General features: G+C 37.1%; 12 protein-coding genes and 1 pseudogene. 4 read left to right on the top strand and 9 right to left on the bottom strand.

Annotated features, from left to right (window positions below; translation table 11 throughout):
- Window positions 1-254: 254 nt before the first annotated feature.
- The 3 genes from IPP64_03875 to secDF form a co-directional block, all read right to left on the bottom strand.
- Window positions 255-1,178: a T9SS type A sorting domain-containing protein gene (locus IPP64_03875; protein MBL0328562.1), complete on the bottom strand. Its 924-nt coding sequence runs from the start codon at window positions 1,176-1,178 to the stop codon at window positions 255-257.
- A gap of 129 nt (window positions 1,179-1,307) precedes the next feature.
- On the bottom strand, window positions 1,308-1,637 hold the full coding sequence (locus tag IPP64_03870) for a twin-arginine translocase TatA/TatE family subunit (protein ID MBL0328561.1): 330 nt from the start codon (window positions 1,635-1,637) through the stop codon (window positions 1,308-1,310).
- A 123-nt stretch (window positions 1,638-1,760) separates the two neighbouring features.
- Window positions 1,761-4,886 (bottom strand): protein translocase subunit SecDF, encoded by a 3,126-nt coding sequence (secDF, locus tag IPP64_03865; protein MBL0328560.1) that lies wholly within the window; start codon window positions 4,884-4,886, stop codon window positions 1,761-1,763.
- A gap of 272 nt (window positions 4,887-5,158) precedes the next feature.
- On the opposite strand from secDF, the gene IPP64_03860 reads away from it, so the two are divergent.
- A complete protein-coding gene (locus tag IPP64_03860; protein ID MBL0328559.1) occupies window positions 5,159-7,456 on the top strand; it encodes a T9SS type A sorting domain-containing protein in 2,298 nt (765 codons plus the stop codon).
- A gap of 10 nt (window positions 7,457-7,466) precedes the next feature.
- A complete protein-coding gene (locus tag IPP64_03855) occupies window positions 7,467-9,740 on the top strand; it encodes a T9SS type A sorting domain-containing protein (protein MBL0328558.1) in 2,274 nt (757 codons plus the stop codon).
- A 95-nt stretch (window positions 9,741-9,835) separates the two neighbouring features.
- Here the strand turns inward: IPP64_03855 and IPP64_03850 are convergent, their stop codons facing one another.
- Window positions 9,836-11,641: an agmatine deiminase family protein gene (locus tag IPP64_03850; GenBank protein MBL0328557.1), complete on the bottom strand. Its 1,806-nt coding sequence runs from the start codon at window positions 11,639-11,641 to the stop codon at window positions 9,836-9,838.
- A gap of 112 nt (window positions 11,642-11,753) precedes the next feature.
- On the opposite strand from IPP64_03850, the gene IPP64_03845 reads away from it, so the two are divergent.
- Both IPP64_03845 and IPP64_03840 read left to right on the top strand, forming a co-directional pair.
- Window positions 11,754-12,044, top strand: coding sequence for a hypothetical protein (locus tag IPP64_03845; GenBank protein MBL0328556.1), 291 nt, complete (start codon window positions 11,754-11,756; stop codon window positions 12,042-12,044).
- A gap of 72 nt (window positions 12,045-12,116) precedes the next feature.
- Window positions 12,117-14,551, top strand: a pseudogene (locus IPP64_03840) (TonB-dependent receptor).
- A gap of 41 nt (window positions 14,552-14,592) precedes the next feature.
- Here IPP64_03840 and IPP64_03835 read toward each other — a convergent pair.
- The 5 genes from IPP64_03835 to IPP64_03815 are packed head-to-tail and all read right to left on the bottom strand — an operon-like array spanning window position 14,593 to window position 19,489.
- A complete protein-coding gene (locus tag IPP64_03835) occupies window positions 14,593-15,453 on the bottom strand; it encodes a hypothetical protein (GenBank protein ID MBL0328555.1) in 861 nt (286 codons plus the stop codon).
- Between the two features lie 31 nt (window positions 15,454-15,484).
- Window positions 15,485-16,468, bottom strand: coding sequence for a T9SS type A sorting domain-containing protein (locus IPP64_03830; protein ID MBL0328554.1), 984 nt, complete (start codon window positions 16,466-16,468; stop codon window positions 15,485-15,487).
- A 9-nt stretch (window positions 16,469-16,477) separates the two neighbouring features.
- Entirely contained in the window at window positions 16,478-16,954 is a 477-nt protein-coding gene (locus tag IPP64_03825) for a hypothetical protein (protein MBL0328553.1), read from the bottom strand.
- 7 nt (window positions 16,955-16,961) lie between these two features.
- Window positions 16,962-18,698 carry a multicopper oxidase domain-containing protein gene (locus IPP64_03820; GenBank protein MBL0328552.1) on the bottom strand — a complete coding sequence of 579 codons (1,737 nt, stop codon included), beginning with the start codon at window positions 18,696-18,698 and terminating at the stop codon, window positions 16,962-16,964.
- Window positions 18,698-19,489 (bottom strand): T9SS type A sorting domain-containing protein, encoded by a 792-nt coding sequence (locus tag IPP64_03815; GenBank protein MBL0328551.1) that lies wholly within the window; start codon window positions 19,487-19,489, stop codon window positions 18,698-18,700. The genes IPP64_03820 and IPP64_03815 overlap by 1 nt, the downstream gene beginning before the upstream one ends.
- Window positions 19,490-19,494 lie beyond the last annotated feature (5 nt).

Below are 19,494 nucleotides of genomic sequence, written 5' to 3'. Positions count from 1 at the left end.
GATTATAGGATTAATGAATTAGGATTTTTATGCTCGTTTTCTGAAAAAATCAAATTTTCGACACAAAAGTAGAAAAAAAGAGGGGGTGGCTGGTAAAAAAAGTGATTATTTTTTATTAACACCCCCTAATAATTGTTAATTTAAGATTAAAAATGGAAAAACTGGGGCGGCAAAGGTGTTTTTTAGGGGGTAAAAATGAAAAACTCCGATTTTCTTTCAAAAAAATCGGAGTTAAGAAATTTAGTTAGACAGGATTATTGAATAATAATTTTCTCGCAAGCTAAAATTGAATTGTTTGAAATGATTTGAATAAAATAAATTCCTGCTTTTAGATCACCTCTATCAAATTCTAATTTATTTCCAACAAAAGGAACCATTTCTATCGCTCTTCCAACTACATCCGTTATTATAATTGTACCTTTTTCACATTTTCCAACCAATTCAATAGTTGTTCTATCAGAAAACGGGTTGGGATAAACCAAAACGGACTCATCAAAAGATTGCTCTACAATACCTGTCAACACATTGCAAGAAAGTCCCATCGAAGGAACATAGCTACTATCATTCAAGCTAAAACAGAGTAAGGTACTTGTGCTTTCAACACTGGGTGTTCCAAAAATATTCTCTAATAATCCACCAATAGTGCCAACACCTTCATATAAATAATGACCAGCACCTAAATGAAAACGCATCCGATATCCTGCAGACGTATAAAAACTATCGATTGCAGTTACTGTTAAAATTGGAGAGCCGTTGTAAACGGAATTTATGGATTGGGGGACTGTATCACCAACATTTAAATTGTAATCATACATTAAAACATCTGAAGTCGAATCGACACCTCCTCCAAAATAATACATTTTTTTTCCGACAGAACGCAGCAATGCAGAATAACCAATTTCCACATACGAAGAAGAACTTAGCGTCTCACCTGCTATACCAATGTTTGTAAAAACACCATTCTTTTTTATTTTTTTGTAGGTCAGAAAATTTATTACTGTATCTCCAACAACGGTGTAATTAAACTCATCCGAATTACCAGACCAACCCGTACCATCGTAATATCTGCCTTTCACTTGCCATTTCGGATTATTCAAAAAATAACCGTTCACTTGTGAAAATGAATTAAATGCCAAAAACAAGAAGCTGATTGTAAAAAGAATGTTTCTATTTTTCATTTTTTTGCAATTTAATATCAGTTAAAACTATAGCTAATATAATAAAAAAATGAGAACAAAAAAAACGTCTTTGCAATTTACAAAGACGTTACCTAATATTTTTTAGCAAACACAGATTCATTAACTGAATTACTTCATCGTATCCTCAATCGCCTTCCCTTCTTCCTTCACCACACTTCCTGCTTCTTCCAACTGCTTTTTCATCCCTTCGCCTGCTTTGCTTATTTCGGATTGAATATCAGCAGTATGTTTTTGTATTTCTTCTTTAAATCCTTCGGTGCCTTTTGCAATTTCGTTTTGAATTTGATTTTTCGCATCGTTGATTTCACGAATTCCTTTCCCTAAGCCTTTTGCTAAGCCCGGTAATTTGTCGGATCCAAAGAACATTACAATCACGAGGATTACAATGACTACTTCACCTCCGCCAAGATTTAAGAATAAGAAAACTGAGTTAAGCATTTTGGTTGTTGGTTATTAGTTATTGATTGTTCGTCAATCAACTAAAATTCTACTACAAAGTTACGGAAAAAAGAAACCCGATAAATTTCTTTATCGGGTTCTTAAAATATTTTCTGTTAATGATTATGCTTTTTTCTCTGCGTCACCTTTTTCTCTTTCCAAATCAATTACGATTGGAGTAGCGATACAGATAGAAGAATAAGTTCCGATAGCAATACCAATTAACAAGGCGAATGCAAATCCTTTGATGGTTGCTCCACCGAAAATAAAGATGGCTAACATTACAAAGAAAATGGTTAACGCAGTGTTGATGGTACGACTCAACGTACTGTTCAAGGCGTAGTTGATTACTTTCACGCGCTCATTTTTATCTAAATCAGCTTTATTACGCTCTGTTAAGTACTCACGAATTCTATCGAATACAACAACCGAATCCACCATCGAGTAACTCATTACCGTTAAAATCGCAGCGATGAAATCCTGGGTGATTTCCAATGAGAAAGGTAAAATACCATCAAAGATTGTATATACTGATAATACAATGGCAACGTCATGGAACAAGGCCACAACCGCACCCAAACCGTATTGCCATTTTTTGAATCGGATGAAGATGAAGATAAACATCACCAAACACGACAACAATACTGCCCAAACAGCTTTGGTTTTGATATCGCGTGAAACCGTTTCTCCAACTTTTTGAGAACTCATGATTTCATATTTCTCACCCAATTTGTTTAACCCTTCGTTTAATTTTGCTTCTACCATTCCTTCTGCATTCTCAGAAGCATCTTCAATTAAATAAGTAGTAGTAATACGAACTTGAGATCCGCCTTCACCATATGTTTTTACTTCAGGTGCTTCACCAAAACTAACTTCTAATGCGTTACGCACATCTTCCGTAGATTTTGTATTGTCGAAACGCACAACATACGAACGACCACCTTTAAAGTCAACACCCAAGCTAAATCCGTCTTTTTTCACGTAAGAGAAAATACCGGCAATAATAACCAAGCCAGAAAAAATGTAATAGTATTTACGTTTTCCAACGAAATCAATTTTGAAGCTCTTGAAGGCATGCTCCGTCATTTTATTACCGAAAGGAATTTCTTTGTTTTTTCCTAACCAACGATCGAACACTAAACGTGTGATAAAAATCGCACAGAATAAAGAAGAAACAATACCGATAATTAATGTTGTTGCAAAACCTTGAATTGGTCCTGTTCCGAAAACATATAAAATGATACCCAATAATAAACCGGTAATGTGTGAATCGATTACAGATGACATCGCATTTTTGTAACCTTCTTTAATTGCAACAGCAGTTGTTTTACCCAAATGCAATTCCTCACGTACACGTTCAAAAATCAAGATATTCGCATCCACCGACATCGCAATGGTTAATAGGATACCTGCGATACCCGGCAATGTTAATACTGCACCAAAAGATGCAAGGATTCCTATTACAAAGAAGTTATTGATTACCATGGCAAAATCTGCCACCCAACCTGCTTTGCTATAATACAAGCCCATAAACACTAACACCAAAACTAAGGCAATTAATGTAGAAGTAAATCCTTTAGAAATTGCTTCCGCACCTAAGATTGGACCAACAGTTTCTTCTGCTACAATGCGAGCAGGAGCTGGTAATTTACCTGCTTTTAAAATCGTTACTAAATCGGTTGCTTCTGCCATGGTAAATGTACCTTCAATAGAAGTATTACCACCAGCAATTTCTCCATTAATCACCGGATACGAATAAACACTGTTGTCCAATACGATGGCAACACATTTACCAACATTATCGCGGGTTAATTTTCTCCAAACATTTGCTGCATCGGTATTCATCGACATAGAGATGTTTGGTGAACCACCACCGTTTTGATCAAACACAACACGTGCGTCTGTAATGATATCACCCGCTAATGGAGCAACGCCTCTTGTTACAGAACCATTCATGGCCATTAATTGAATCACTTTCTCTTCTTTATCAATTGCTTTGAATGTCCAGAAGAAACGAGTGTAAGGCTTGAAGATGGATTTAATTTTCGGATGACGTAAGTACTCTCCGATTTTAGCAGTATCAGAAATTAACGCGTAACCGATAACCGGTCCTTGTTGTAATCCTTGAAACTCTTGTTTTTCGTTGAACTTATAAGCCGGATTTAAAATCGAGAAAAGTGGATTTTCTCTTCTTTGTTTTTCAAGCGTATCATTTTTAGATGCCAATGGATTTGCTGTATCTTTCGAAGCAACACCTAATTGATCATTTAATGATTTAGACAAAGAATCTTTTTTAACTACTGTTGAATCAATACTTGCAGCAGCTGTTGAAGCAAGTGTTGAATCTTTTGCTGCTGTATCTTTCGCAGTAGATGGGCTTAAAATTTCTTTTAAACGGGTATTTGCTTTGGCCATTGCTTCAGCAATACCATCTTTTTCTTCGCTGTTATCGTAAGCAATCCAGAACTCCAAATTCGCAGTTCCTTGTAATAATTTACGAACACGTTTTTTGTCAGTTACACCCGGTAATTCGATTAAGATACGACCAGAAGAAGCCAAACGTTGGATATTCGGTTGTGTTACCCCAAATTTATCGATACGTGTACGCAATGTTTTTTCTGAAGTCTCAATCGCTTCATCCATACGGTTACGCAAAAACTTTAATACATCTTCATCAGAAGTATTAAAATCAATCTTCCCTTTCAACTCAATGGTTTGGAAGTTAATTGCTAAACGACCGGTTGGGTTTAATTTTTTATATTCTTCACCAAAAAGGGTAACGTAATCCTTTGCAGATGTTCTTTGCGCTGCTGTTGCATTTTCCAATGCTTTTAAGAATGCAGGATCGTTACTATTGTTAGAAAGACCACGGATAATCTCAGATACAGAAACTTCCAAGGTAACGTTCATACCACCTTTCAAATCCAAACCTAAGTTTAACTGACGGTTGCGAACTTCCTCGTAAGTATATTGAAGAGGCCACAAATCAATAACTGTTACCTTTTTAAGGGAATCCAAGTACAATGCTTCTCTGGATTTTTTTACTGAATCCAAATAGGTATTTTGCTCAACCTCAAGAGCCGATACTTTTTTAGCAGCATCAACAACATCGGGTCTTGCAACATATTCTTCAGAATATGCTTTCGCATCTTTTTCAATATTAACGCCCACATAAGTAAACATTAAATAATAAGCACAGGCAAGAGCCAGTAAAATCGCAAACAGCCTAATAGCGCCTTTGTTCCGCATAATTGTATTTTTTTTGGTTAATTCAGTTAAGTAAGTAACGTAGTAAAATCGGGTTAAACCCTATTCCATATTTCACTCCTTAACCCTTTTACTTTTTAAATTAAGGGTGCAAATATAGAATAACAATTATTATTTACCAATTTTATGTCGATTTGGTTGATTTTGACATTTTGGGGCTATCTTTGGAAGACCATCCCCGGTATTTTGGCCATTCGCATTGGTCCGAACCTTCTGCCAATTAATTTCGTTATATTTGTATACACAATTATCATATGAAAGAACCAAAATCTATTCTCGTTGTTGTATTCCTTTTTGCTTTATTAAACACTGCAAAAGCACAGCCTTTTTTGGAATGGTACGATAGTATTCAGGTTAAAATCGGTGCAACAACCATCGCAAACCCATGGGCAGGAGGTTTGAACTTTATTCAAGCCTCAAACATCGACTTGGATCTGGATGGAGTAAAAGATTTATTCATTTTTGATAAAACAGGGAATAAAAGCCGAACCTTCCTGAACAATGGAACAGTTGGAGCTGCCGATTATACCTATAACCCTTATTACGAAACCAAATTTCCGCAACTCAGAGAATGGGTACTTTTGGTAGATTACAATTGTGACGGGAAAGAAGATATTTTTGGCTATTCGAATTATGGTGGCGGGTTTGCTGTTTATAAAAACACGTCCAGCATTAGTACCGGTTTGCAATTCACCTTAGTCACCAATCTTCAATACTCCATTTACAATCCGCCTTCCGGTTCCCTTATCAATTTATATGTGAGCTCTTCCGATATTCCGGCCATTACCGATATAGATAATGATGGCGATGTGGATGTCGTGACCTTTTCCATCGGTGGAAGCCAAATGGAATATCATAAAAACATGAGTATGGAATTGTATGGCACTTGCGATAGTTTAAAATTTCAGATTGCCAATCGCTGCTGGGGATATGCCAGTGAACATCCACTAAATAACAATTATACCTTATTTGATACCTGCGTAGGAAATGTCAGCACACCTGAATTTCGCCCTACAGATGAAGAAAATCGTTCTGCATCGCGCCATTCGGGCTCTTGTGAATTGTGCATCGACTTGAATGGAGATGGCGCAAAAGAATTTATTGCCGGTGATGTATCCTACAACAATTTAACAATGCTTACCAATGGTGGAACGCCTACCGATGGCAGTTTTGTTGCAAAAGACACCGCATTTCCTTCCAATAATGCGAGTACCATCGCATTAGACCTAACCATTTTCCCATGTGCTTTTTATGCCGATGTGAACAATGATGGTGTCAAAGATTTGATTGCGAGTCCGAGTGCTCCCAATGTTTCTGAAAATTTTAACAGTGTTGTCTACTATAAAAATAACGGCACAAACAGCTTTCCTATTTTTCAATTCCAGCAATCCAACCTCTTACAAGACCATATGATTGAAGTTGGAGAAGGTGCATATCCTGCATTTTTTGATTATGATGGTGACGGATTACTAGATATGTTTATTGGAAACTACGGCTATTGGGGGCCTTCTGGGTATGCCCATCAAATTGCTCAATTTAAAAATATTGGCACCGCTACAGTTCCAAAATATGAGTTAGTCACCCGCGATTACGATGGCTTTGATGGAACAGGCGCACCACTTAGTTCATTGGGAATTGTAAACATGGTTCCGGCTTTTGGAGATTTAGATGGCGATGGTGATTCGGATATGATGATTGGTGGATACAACGGACGATTACATTATTTCAGAAACATTGCTTCCGTTGGAACATTGGCGCACTTTGTTTTAATTGCAGGAAATTTTCAAAACTCTGCCGGTCGCATTATCGATGTTGGAGATTATGCCGTTCCACAAATTGTGGATATGGATGCCAATGGAACTAATGATTTGGTAATTGGCAGTAGAAATGGAAAACTGGCTTACTACCGTCACACAGGCACAACAGCTGTTCCGGCTATGGATTCGATGACACATAGTTTCGGAGGAGTAACTGTTAATCTTCCGGGGTATTTTACCGGATACAGCTATCCTTATGTTTTTAAACAAGGCGGAGTCACCAACATGCTTGTTGGAAATGAAAGCGGTTTTATTCGTAGATACAATAATATCGATGGAAATTTAAACGGAACATTCACCTGGGTCGATTCTACTTTTTTAAATATTTTTCAAGGTAGCAGAACCGCTCCACATGGAGCAGACATCAACAACGATGGACTGATGGATTTAATTGTCGGGAATTACGAAGGTGGTGTCTCTTTTTATAAAGGGGTTACAGCACTTACCACTTCTAATTTAGACCCGCTTATCAATTTCAATTTTGACTTATTTCCAAATCCTGCCAACAATAGCTTTACGATACATATCTTGAATGAAGAAAATAAAACCTATGTATTAGATTTGTATAATGTGATGGGACAACAAATTACTTCCGAAAAAATAAACAACAATATTTTAGTGCTAAATACAGAGCATTTTTCTCCGGGAATGTATATCTGTAGAGTTTCTGAAGTGAATGAGAAAGAACAAAAGAAATCCGGTTCATTGACGAAGCGCATTATTATTCAACACTAGAAATTGACTTATGGCATACATGCGCACGTTTACGTTTGTTATTTTCCTTTTCCTTTTTTCCATTGCATCCGCACAACCGAACTTTCAATGGCACGATAGCATACCCGTAAAAGTATCCGGAAATTATTTAGACAACCCTTGGGCGGGAGGATTAAATTTTGTTCAAATCTCGAACATTGATTTAAACATTGACGGTAAGAAAGATGTGATTACGTTCGACCGAAGTGGAAATAAACTCCGCACATTCATCAACAACGGAACTGTTGGTGCAGTAGATTTAACCTATGCTCCGGAATATGAAAACAATTTTCCTTTTCTTCACGATTGGGTTTTATTAGTAGATTATAACTGCGATAATAAAGAAGACATTTTTGCTTTTTCGGATATAGGTGTTGGGATAAAAATTTACAAAAACATTTCTACAGTTTCAACCGGATTGCAATTTTTATTGGTGGAAGATTTACTTCCAACAAAATACAATCCTCCTACACCTACTCTTTCAACACTATACATTACCCCTGTTGACATCCCTGCATTTTGCGATATCGACAACGATACAGATATCGACATTGTTACTTTTTCAAACAGCAGCACATATATTGAATACCATCAAAATCAAAGTATGGAATTGTATGGAAGTTGCGATAGTTTAATTTTTGAAATCGCGAACAAATGTTGGGGATATGCCTCGGAAGATGCGATGAGCAACAACTTCACTTTAAACGACACGTGTGTATCCAATATAAGCACTCCGGAGTTGCCGGTTTATGAATCAGATGTACGTTCATCGCTTCACTCCGGTGGCAGCGAATTGTGTTTGGACTTAAATGGCGATGGCGATAAAGAAATAGTAATTGGTGACATTTCGTACAACAATCTAACGATGCTTACCAATGGCGGAACGCCTACCAACGCGCACTTTACGGCTATTGATGTTAGTTTCCCAGCGAACAATTTAAGTACAACCTCAACAAACATGACCGTTTTCCCGGCTGCCTATTATGCCGATATGGATTACGATGGTGTAAAAGATTTAATTGTTTGTCCGAATGCCCCCAATTTTTCTGAAAACGCCAACAGCTTAGTGTACTATAAAAATAATGGCGCAAACAATTTTCCCGATTTTGAATTTGTTCAAAACAATGTTTTACAAGACAACATGATTGAACTCGGTGAAGGGGCGTATCCTGTTTTATTTGATTATGATAATGACGGATTAAAAGATTTATTTATCGGAAACTATGGTTATTATGCGCCTTCCGCGTTTCAACCAAAAATTGCGCAATACAAAAACATCGGAACGGCAACACACCCGGAGTTTGATTTAATCACCTTGAATTATATGAATTTAAGTTCGTTGAATATATTAAACATGATTCCAACATTTGGTGATTTAGATGGCGACACCGATGCAGATATGATTATCGGAGGATTTGACGGAAAACTGCATTACTTTGAAAACACCGCCAGCATTGGAGCTACGGCTAACTTTACACTCGTAGCGGCTAATTTCAAAAACTCCAACAACAGAGTAATTGATGTTGGCGATTGTGCTGCACCACAAATTGTGGATGTGGATGGTGATGGGAAAAATGATTTAATTGTTGGCGCAAGAAACGGAAAACTGGCATACTACAATCACATCGGTACAGGAACAACTTCAATTCCTGCCATGGACTCTGTTTCCCATTTTTGGGGAAATGTAAAAGTGAATCGCCCGGGATATTTTATTGGCTACAGCTATCCATTTTTATTTAAACAAGGAGGCGTTTCCAAATTAATGGTTGGTGCTGAAAGTGGCTATTTGCAGATTTACGATAGCATTGATGGGAACTTGGGTGGCACATTCACAAAAACGGACACAACCTTTTTAAACATCTTTCAAGGAACACGCACTGCACCTTTCGGAGCAGACATTACCAATGATGGTTTAATTGATTTGATGGTAGGAAATTATTCGGGTGGACTTTCTTTTTACAAAGGAACATCCGGTTTTATTTCTGTTGAAGAAAATGTGCTCAATTTTAATGTAGAACTTTTTCCGAATCCGGCAAGCAACGCATTTACAATCAAAATCATTAACGAAGAAAATAAAAATTATGTGGTTGATGTATATACTTTAAAGGGACAACTAATAACTACAAATCGAATTGAGAACAATACCATTTCAATCAACACCGAAAATTTTTCGCAAGGAATGTACATTTGTAAAATTTCGGAAGTGAATGAAAAAGGAATAAAACAAAGCGGTTCGTTGTCGAAGAGAGTAATTGTACAGCATTAACCTAAACTTATTTACAATCTTTTTTATTCTATTATTAAAACAAAAAAAAAGGAGTCCCAACCGGAACTCCTTTTTATATTTTAATGTTTTTTCTCCTATTTCACCAATAATTTCTGTACAGTTGTTCCTTCGTTGGTTTGAGCAACAATGGAATAAACACCTGCACTCCAATTTATCGTATTGATAAAATAATTGGTTGTTCCTGATTTAAAGCTACCATCATGAATCACTTCCACTACTTTGCCGGTGATATCCGTAACAAAAAGTTTACCGGAGAGTTTACGTTCGTTTGTAAAAGGGATACATGTAATTCCATGGCTCGGATTTGGATAAACCGAAGTAGCGAAAATACTTGTTAAGTTTTCATTGATTCCAACTGGACCAAGCACTCTGAATTGCCAATATCCTTCAGGAGCCGGCATCGGACGCACTTGTTGTTTACCACTGTTTGCTTGTCCGTGTATGTAATAGAAAATTTGTGTTCCAACCGGTTGAGCAGGAATAAAACCTGTCCAGGTATCCGTTGCAGCACTTGTTAAAGTCATCGCAACAGAATTATACGGCAGAGTGGTATCGGTTGTCCAATATACTTGTGCATTTGCAATTCCTGATTTATGCTGAACAATCGCATCAATTTGATAAGGCGTTGTTGAATTATACGTATCAGAAAGATTATTGTGCACGATGCGCAATGGATCAGCAACACCAACGCTGTGCGTGATGCAATGAATCACACCACTTTGAGCAATTAAATTTGCACCCGTATTATCTGCATCGATGGTGACCACTTTATAACCTGGCATGTTTTGTTTGATAATTCTTACAGCAGTAGTATCATATTCTTCGCGGTAAGCAGGCATAATAATTGTTTTGTTCACAATCACGAAATTGGAATACGTACGATAGTATGCATCACCAAAAGGAGTTCCAGCATAACTTCCTCCGGTACTTGGCGGCATTGGAACGCGAACAATTTTATATGGATTTCCCCAAGGGTCATTAAAGTTGCTTAATACATATGCAATGTTCGCTTCGATTTGAGGACCATCAGAAATTCCTGCTGGAAACTCACCTACAAGAATGGTTTTCTCATCTAAAAATTTCATGTGCATATCAATGTGATGAATGCCGTCATATGGAAGCACATCCATTTTTATATATCTGTTAATGCCATGGAAATCTTGAACAATCGAGTTAATGACAGGCTCGGTATGATTTGGATAAGCAAGCGAATAACTTCCTGCACCATCATTTTCTTCTAAAATTAAATCCGAAGCAAATGCTGTTTCGATTCCATCAATCATCCAATTTCCACCAGTGTTCATTAAGTTATTGGGCGCAACCAATGTTTGGTACAACGGTACATTCAAAAAAGAAGAATAGGCTAAAGGAATATCATCATCATCGGGGCGCGGACGATTGTAAATCCAATCCACCAATATTAATGAATCCACATCATTCAAATAACACGTGTTGGCTGCATAATCACGAATCCAGATGGAGTTAAAAGCCACTTCAATAAACTTTAAGTTCGTTAATGGAATTCCATTAGAAGTCAAATCCGATTTTACAGCATTTGAATCCGCACAATGAATAATTACATTACATTCTAATTGAGCTGCTGCAACAATCTGACGATGGATAGATGGAAAACCGGTCCAGGTGATTAATAACGCCTGCGACTCTTCCCATTGGGCAGCTGTACGAACAGGCAATGTAGGCGGAGTAGTAATCGGAGCGCGATACGTTGTATTCGGAGCTTTATTGATTCTACTTTTTAAATAAGCATCCATTTTCAATTCTTCACCGGGCGCAAAGCCTTTGGGTAAAATGGTTGGTTCTTGGGCAAATGCAAAAATGGTAGCACTAAAAAGAACTAAAGAAAGTAATCGTTTTTTCATTTTTAAAGAGATTTACTATCAAAAATACAAGATTTCAATTCCAAAAGCAAGTTTTTAATATCGAAAAGATTCTTACTTTTGCGTTCGAATGCACAAACAATTAAAAAAATATTTGACAATTTTTTTCCTGTTTCTATTATTGTTTCCCAATATAGAAAAAGGAGTTCATGCGTTTGAGCATCACAACGAAGTGCATTGTTCTATCACCGATCACCATTTTCACGAATTAGAAAGTGAGTGTGCAATTTGTGATTATACACCTTCCGTTTCCAACGACATACCATCCAACGACATTACGTTTGTTATTTCATCGCAACGTTTTTCTCATATTACCTTTTCGGAAGGCATCATCATTCCGCATACCTTTTCTAACTTACCTTCTCGCGCACCTCCTATCGCTTAGTTTTTATTTTCAAAATTCTGTTGATCACAAAAACGTGTTCAACAATTGTTGTATTTAAACTAAGAAATAACTATGCGAAATATTATTTTGCTCCTGCTTATTCATTTAAGCATCAGCGCTTATTCAGCAAACACTGCTGAAGTTGGAAAAACTATTCTAACAGGAAAAATAACAGACAAAACAACAGGAGAACCCATTCCAGGGGCAACGCTTTATATTCCTGATTTAAAAACAGGAACGATAAGCGGAGCGGACGGAACTTATAAGATTGCGAATCTTCCTCAAACAAAAATTGTTCTTCAGGTAAGTTTTACCGGTTACAAAATGATTTTAGAAACCATTGACCTTTCAGAAACAACTGTAAAAGATTTCGCGCTCGAACTTTCAGCAAAAGAAATCAATGAAGTGGTGATTACCGGATCATCGCAATCCGGTGAGCGAAACCGAACAGCGACTCCAATTATTATTGTTATTAAAACATAATTATTACAGAGTGCATTAACCAATATCATTGATGCAATTGCCAAACAACCCGGTATTTCACAAGTGACAACCGGAGCTGGAATTTCAAAACCGGTAATCAGAGGTTTGGGATATAATCGTGTGGTGGTGGTAAATGATGGTATTCGCCAAGAAGGTCAACAATGGGGGGATGAGCATGGAATTGAGTTGGACGAATTATCCGTTAACAAAGTAGAAATCTTAAAAGGCCCTGCGAGTCTTTCTTATGGCTCAGACGCCATTGCAGGTGTAATTAATATGATGAGTGCTCCTACACTTCCGGATGGAAAAATAAATGGAAACATCATCGGAAATTACCAAACCAATAATGGATTGATTGCATACTCTGCTAATATTTCCGGCAATATCAAAGGATACATTTGGGATTTCCGTTACACCAATAAAATGGCACATGCCTACCAAAACAAATACGATGGATATGTTTTGAATTCAGGATTTAAAGAAAATGCTTTAACCGGAATTATCGGTGCTAATAAGTCGTGGGGCTATTCACATTTGCATATTAGCATGTATGAATTGACACCTGGAATTGTTGAAGGCGATCGCGATAGCGCCAGCGGGAAGTTCATCAAACCCATTGTTGTGAACGATACAACCGAAGAGAGTGGTTATTGCAGAAGAAAAGGATTATAAAAAATACGTTACAGGTATTCCCACTACCAAAAGATAAAACATTATAAAGTTGTGTTAAACAATAATTTTATTGTCGGGAAAGGAAATTTAAAAGCAACAATTGGTTTCCAACAAAACCATCGTCAAGAATTCGGAGATGTATTTAACACCAATAATTATGGTTTGTACTTTTTATTAAACACGATAAACTATGACCTGAGATATGTTTTTCCGGAAAAGAAAAAGCGTAGTCTTTCTATTGGCGTAAACGGTATGCAACAAATTGCTCAAAACAAAGGCATCGAATTTTTGGTTCCTGAATACAATCTCTTGGATATCGGAGGATTTCTGATTGCAAAAAAATCATTCGACAAATTAGATGTGAGTGCCGGTATCCGATACGATGTTAGAAAGCAAAACAGTACAGATTTGTTTCTGGATTCGTTGGGAGCAAAAACAGATGTATCCGACTCAAGCACCATTCATCAGTTTACCAAATTTAATTCGACATTCTCCGGCATATCTGGAAGTGTAGGAGCCACCTATCAATTCTCAGAATTCGTTTATGCAAAACTGAACATTGCAAAAGGGTATCGTGCGCCTAATATTAGTGAACTAGGTGCCAATGGTGAGCACGAAGGAACCGGAAGATATGAAATTGGAAATCCAAATTTAAAAGCAGAGAGCAGCTTACAATTTGATCTTGCCTTGGGTTTAAACTCCGAACACATCACACTGGAAATTGATGCATTTCACAATTCGATTGATCGATTTATCTTTTTGCAAAAACTCAACAGCGTAACCGGTGGCGATTCATTAACCGGTGGAGCCAACACCTTTGAGTTTGTTCAAGGGAATGCTACACTATTGGGAGGAGAAATTGCCATCGACATTCATCCGCATCCCATCCATTGGTTACATTTTGAAAACTCATTTTCATTTGTGCAAGCTACACAAAAGAACCAACCGGATTCTACGAAGTATCTTCCATTAATCCCAGCTCCAAAATTGGTTTCGGAGCTCAAGGCAGATATAAAAAAGATTGGGAAATTTATTTCAAATGCCTATGTGAGTGTTGAATTGGAAAATTATTTTGAACAAAACAATTTCTATTCTGCATTCGGAACCGAAACACGAACGCCTGGATACTCATTGATTAATGTTGGATTAGGAGGAGATTTTGTAAGAAAAACAAAAACAATTTGTTCTCTTTATATCTCGGCAAACAACATTACAGATGTTGCCTACCAAAAAATCATTTAAGCCGATTAAAATATGCTGCGGAAAATAATGCAACAGGAAGAAGAGGCGTATACAATATGGGAAGAAACATTAGTATCAAACTTATTATACCTTTAGAATTGAAGAAGTAAAAACAAAAAATCCTTGATTTAACAATCAAGGATTTTTTTTATTATCTCCCAAGTTGAAATTGATAACCGACAATTAAAATTGCTTCAAAAAACCAGAAGGAATTACTAGATTTTCCGTTTCCCCTGCCTTGTGTTAAGGTGTTGATATAATTTGCATAACCACCTTTTCCGGTAAATTCCAAATATCCATTTCTTAAAAACTCGCCTCTAAATCCTGCTTCTACGCCACCGACAATCCCGGAAACCTTCCAACCATTATTTACACGGTTACCAAAAAGTGTAACATCTGTTCGAGGATAAACAAATCCAAAGCCCGGCTTCAAAATAAAACCGACATTATTTTTTAAATTTTTCGATTCAGCCAATTTCCATCTTTTGATAAGTGAGAACATAAAAAAATTAGCGCCATCACTGTGTTCATAATGTAAAAAGTTAGTAGGATCCAAAATCGTATCCTTATCAAAATACTGTCCGTTCACATGACCGGTTACTCTCACTTTTTGATAATCGTCAACAATGTATTTTGCATGATCATAGTTTAGTTCAAATCCAAAATCACGTTTATCATTAAAGAATGCACCCATCCTTACACTAAACTGTGGAATGGTAATATTCGCTACATCCGGAATGTTTTCAAACTGAGGTCGATCATGAGCGGTTGCATTGTGAACGGTAAAGTCGTAGGAATAAGCTGTTCCTTTTATAACTTGAGGATTATTCTTTTCGCTTTGCATATGAATATCTCCTTTACTATACCAATCGCGATTATAGCCCCAACCAAGGTAGAAGGTTGGTTTCTTTTTTTTGACTTTTAAAGAATCATTCAGTGTAGAAAATCCAGAAACAAAAGAGAGACAAAAGAAAAAAACGAATGCAATTCTAATCTTATATTTTTTAAACATACTTTTCATTATTTAAGCGAATCAACTGTATTTATTGAGCAATGATGATTTTATTTTGATAAATGGTACCATCGCTTGTCGATAGTACAAGAAAATAAATCCCCGAACTTAAGTCATGTTCCATCGTATCGTGATTGGATCCGCTTGTTAATAGCAACGATTTATTTTTCATTACTTGGCCCATAGAATTATAAATTGCAACATCTGCCTTCAATTCTCTGGCAGCATAGATTTGCATGTCGATAACGCCATTTGAGTTCATACTGGTAAAAATAATTTCAGGAGTCACGTCCATTTCATCAACAGAAACATTTGGGACAAACATTCCTTCCATGTATTGCACTTGTGCTCCGGCAGTATTGCTAAACACAACATGAAATTTTCCGTTGTTGTACACCAAATCCGGGCGAGATTGGTGTCCGCCTAATCCTTTTGTGATCGTATCAATAACAGTTCCCAGTCCGGCAGCTCCGGTAACAGACCAAGAAAACAAGACTTCTTGATAAGAACCATTGTATCCCAGCCAAACAATTCCAAGCGTATCCCCTTTTCCTGCTATCACCGGATAATTTTGAGTGGATAAACCAACAGGATACAACTGACGGTGCTGTCCAATTTGTTGATCGTTAATATTCATCGTACCAATGTATACACGTGCATCACCGGTGCCATCACTCATCCATGTATACACCAGTGAATCGCCAACAATAAGACCTGATGGTGCACTGGAAGGACAAGAAGAAACGACCCAATTGGTTGTATCAATATTTGATGAAACAGGAAAACTTGTACAAGTATCTGAAGAAAGGGATGTCCACATTTCTCTTAAATTGCTGATATTATTCCGGAACAGCAAAGCTTGATGCGTAGGAGAAAAGGCCATCGTTCCGGTGCAACAATCGCAAGCCTCACCAGGGGTTACGGGAGTAACGTTTGGTAAAAATGTTACTCCACCATCAATTGATTTTGCAACAGTATGTTTCGGATTCGCCATTGTAATTGTATCTGCGCCCATATAATTTTACTACAGGGTTACCTCTGGAAGGACAGTAACAAAAGGGAAACTCGGTATTCGGCCTGTTTCATGATTGATTCTTACTGTATCGGAAAATGTCATTCCACCATCAATAGAACGAACAGCATACGCTTTTCCGGAAGCGACAGGAATGGTTGTAAATACAACAAATACAGTATCACCCGAAGAACCAATTTCGGCACCAGCCCAATTGGCCACAAACGGATTAATACCGGTTGCATGCACAGCCAAAGGAGATGAAAAGGCTGCTCCGATTTTGCGAGAAGAATAGGTTCGAGCGGGAATATTGTCTTGCCAGATGACAACAGGAATATCTCCATTTGTCAATGTTAATCTTGGATAAATATTGTTGTGTGTTGTTCCTACGCCAACATTTTCAGGGTATCCCCAATGCACACCGAATGTTTGTGAGAACGAAACAAAAGAAAAACTAATTCCGAAAAGAAGTGTTACAACATTTTTCATTTGAAACTTATTGCTTGATAATTTTTTTATTTACAATCTTATTTTCAGAATGAATTTGAAAAATATAAACACCCGAATTCCAATTCTCCATATCAATTTCAATTTGATTTTCTGTTGTTTCAATAGCAAAGAGCTTTTCACCAAGAATATTTAACACTGAAATGTTTTTTTGCTGTCCATTTGTTCCGTATAGAAAGTCAACAACAACTAAATTATTTGTTGGATTGGGGTATATTTTCACCATATCATCCGGAGAAGTATTTTCGTTCACACCAATGGTAGCAGGATCGATAACTAAAAAAGTCCCCATCATTCCATCGTCTTCATGGTGCAATAAATGGCAATGGTACATATACGGAACTGCTGGATCTGCAAAGGTTGTAAATTGAGTAATAAATCGAACCGTATCATTTGGTTTAACAAGAATCACATCTTTTAACCCTTGGTATTCGGGAGGAGGAGGTAGTCCGTTTATATCCAAAACATAAAATTCAATATCATGAATATGAAACGGATGTGCAACCATGGTACTATTTGTTAGCTCCCATATTTCGATATCATTTAAATAGGTAACAATATTTATGGAGTCCATATGAAACTCTTGTTCATTAATCATAAATGGTCCATCCACATAGCCTTGATCACCACTCAAAAGCGTATCAGCCGAAAAATGAAGATAACGTGTAACATCGGCATTCACTTCTAACAAAGGAACTTTCGGATTAAAGGAGGTTGGAATAGTTGTAACAGGACTAGCCGTTGGAGCTACAACATCTAAACGAAGCACATCAAAATCCAGCCCATTCAGATAATTATCATAATAACCCAATGAAATTACGATTGAACTCGTACCAACTGAATCTGCTCCAATAATACCTCGTGGCAACTCAGATGCATAACTTTTCAAAAAAAGTTGTGTCCCAATTGAATACGAAGACAAATTGATTAAAATTTCTGCTCGTTCACCAGTTGACAAACGAACTCGATTAGTAAGATGAGGAGCAGACAACAATCCACCGTCACTGCCGATTAAATAAAAATTAGAATTGTCAGACAACCCAAAATTATAGGTTCTATCGGCCGATCCATTGAGTAATCTCAAACGAACAACTTGTTGAGGCACTTGCAGAAAAGCATCAATGGTTCCATTCACCATCAATACACTGTCTTCATGAGTTGCAGTAGCAAACTGATACAATAAATCGAATGCTTTCGATTGGACAATAACCGGAAAATCGTCAACACCATATCTGCGAGGCAATGTATACGTTGCCTCAGTGCTGTCACGAACGATAATCATTCCGGCCAAACCTTTTGAAACTTGAATTTCTGTTTTACTTTCACCATGAGGATGATACCAAAAAGTACCCGCTTCATTTCTCATTTTAAACGAAGGACTCCAAGTTGCTCCTGGCGTAATGATTTGATGGGGGCCGCCATCATTCATTGCGGCAACATGAAAGCCATGCCAATGCACCGTTGTGGGTTGAGTAATCGAATTGGTAACATTTATCGTAATACTATCACCCTTATTGATTAACAATGTTGGCCCTAAAAAAGTTCCATTGTAGCCATAGGTAGGTGTATTATTTGTTCCAATAAACTGCTCTACTCCTGATTGTACATTTAAATTAAAAACCGTCCCGCTTAGTGTATCAGGAATAAAAAGAGGATTCTGCGAGAATGTATTGAGAGAAGAAATACATAAAGCAGAAAAAATGAATGCGCGAATAAAAAATGTCATTAGTGAATGATATTTAATTTCTGTTGGGTAATGGTTTCGTTTGAATTAATTTTTACAATGTATACTCCATCAGCATAAGCACTTGTATTCAATGTCTCTATAATTAATCCATTCTGGTTTTTTTTATCCAAAACAGTTGTTACCAACCTACCACTAATGTCATACAATTCGATTTTCAGATTTGTAATTTCTTTTAAATCAAATGAAATTTTTACTTCATCTGCTGCCGGATTCGGAAATAATTTCAGTCCGGAAACTAAATTGTTTTCAGTAACTCCGGTTCCATTTAGAAAGTTGCGAATATCCGTAGCCATAATTGTTGTATCGGCAGAAGTATAGCTCAAATAAGGTGAACCTAAAACAGTATGAGCAGTCCCTCCTCCCAGAACAACAATCGTTGGCATTCCCATTCCACCGTAATAAGCAACTTGCAGCGCACCACTATCAGCAGGAATAGATGTCACTCCATTTGTTGTTACCCAAGAATTAATTGTTGAGCAGGTATATGTATTGGTAAATCCAAAAGCATATGCTTTAATCATTCCTGGGAATTCAGCCATTAGACCGGTCTTCATTATCTCCAAATCTGCAGATGCATCAATACAAGGACTGCAGCTTGTCATAAAAAACTCTATAATCACTGCTTTTCCGGCATCTAAATCAGCAAAAAGGCTTTGAGGATTTCCATTACAATCAACAAAATCGTAATTCATTGCGGTTGTTTGAGCATTTGAGGAAGTGAGATTCATCCAGAAAGCTGCACCTAAGAATAGTGTGTAAATTTTTTTCATGTTGT

Source organism: Bacteroidota bacterium, assembly GCA_016722565.1.
Taxonomy (GTDB): Bacteria; Bacteroidota; Bacteroidia; order 2-12-FULL-35-15; family 2-12-FULL-35-15; genus 2-12-FULL-35-15.
The sequence above is the reverse complement of the archived record's forward strand: the minus strand, read 5'-3'. Positions and strand labels throughout refer to the sequence as shown.

Coding starts and splice junctions, on each gene's coding strand:
- IPP64_03875 (MBL0328562.1), bottom strand. CDS start 1,178: ATGAAAAATAGAAACATTCTTTTTACAATCAGCTTCTTGTTTTTGGCA.
- IPP64_03870 (MBL0328561.1), bottom strand. CDS start 1,637: ATGCTTAACTCAGTTTTCTTATTCTTAAATCTTGGCGGAGGTGAAGTA.
- secDF (MBL0328560.1), bottom strand. CDS start 4,886: ATGCGGAACAAAGGCGCTATTAGGCTGTTTGCGATTTTACTGGCTCTT.
- IPP64_03860 (MBL0328559.1), top strand. CDS start 5,159: ATGAAAGAACCAAAATCTATTCTCGTTGTTGTATTCCTTTTTGCTTTA.
- IPP64_03855 (MBL0328558.1), top strand. CDS start 7,467: ATGGCATACATGCGCACGTTTACGTTTGTTATTTTCCTTTTCCTTTTT.
- IPP64_03850 (MBL0328557.1), bottom strand. CDS start 11,641: ATGAAAAAACGATTACTTTCTTTAGTTCTTTTTAGTGCTACCATTTTT.
- IPP64_03835 (MBL0328555.1), bottom strand. CDS start 15,453: ATGTTTAAAAAATATAAGATTAGAATTGCATTCGTTTTTTTCTTTTGT.
- IPP64_03830 (MBL0328554.1), bottom strand. CDS start 16,468: ATGGGCGCAGATACAATTACAATGGCGAATCCGAAACATACTGTTGCA.
- IPP64_03825 (MBL0328553.1), bottom strand. CDS start 16,954: ATGAAAAATGTTGTAACACTTCTTTTCGGAATTAGTTTTTCTTTTGTT.
- IPP64_03820 (MBL0328552.1), bottom strand. CDS start 18,698: ATGACATTTTTTATTCGCGCATTCATTTTTTCTGCTTTATGTATTTCT.
- IPP64_03815 (MBL0328551.1), bottom strand. CDS start 19,489: ATGAAAAAAATTTACACACTATTCTTAGGTGCAGCTTTCTGGATGAAT.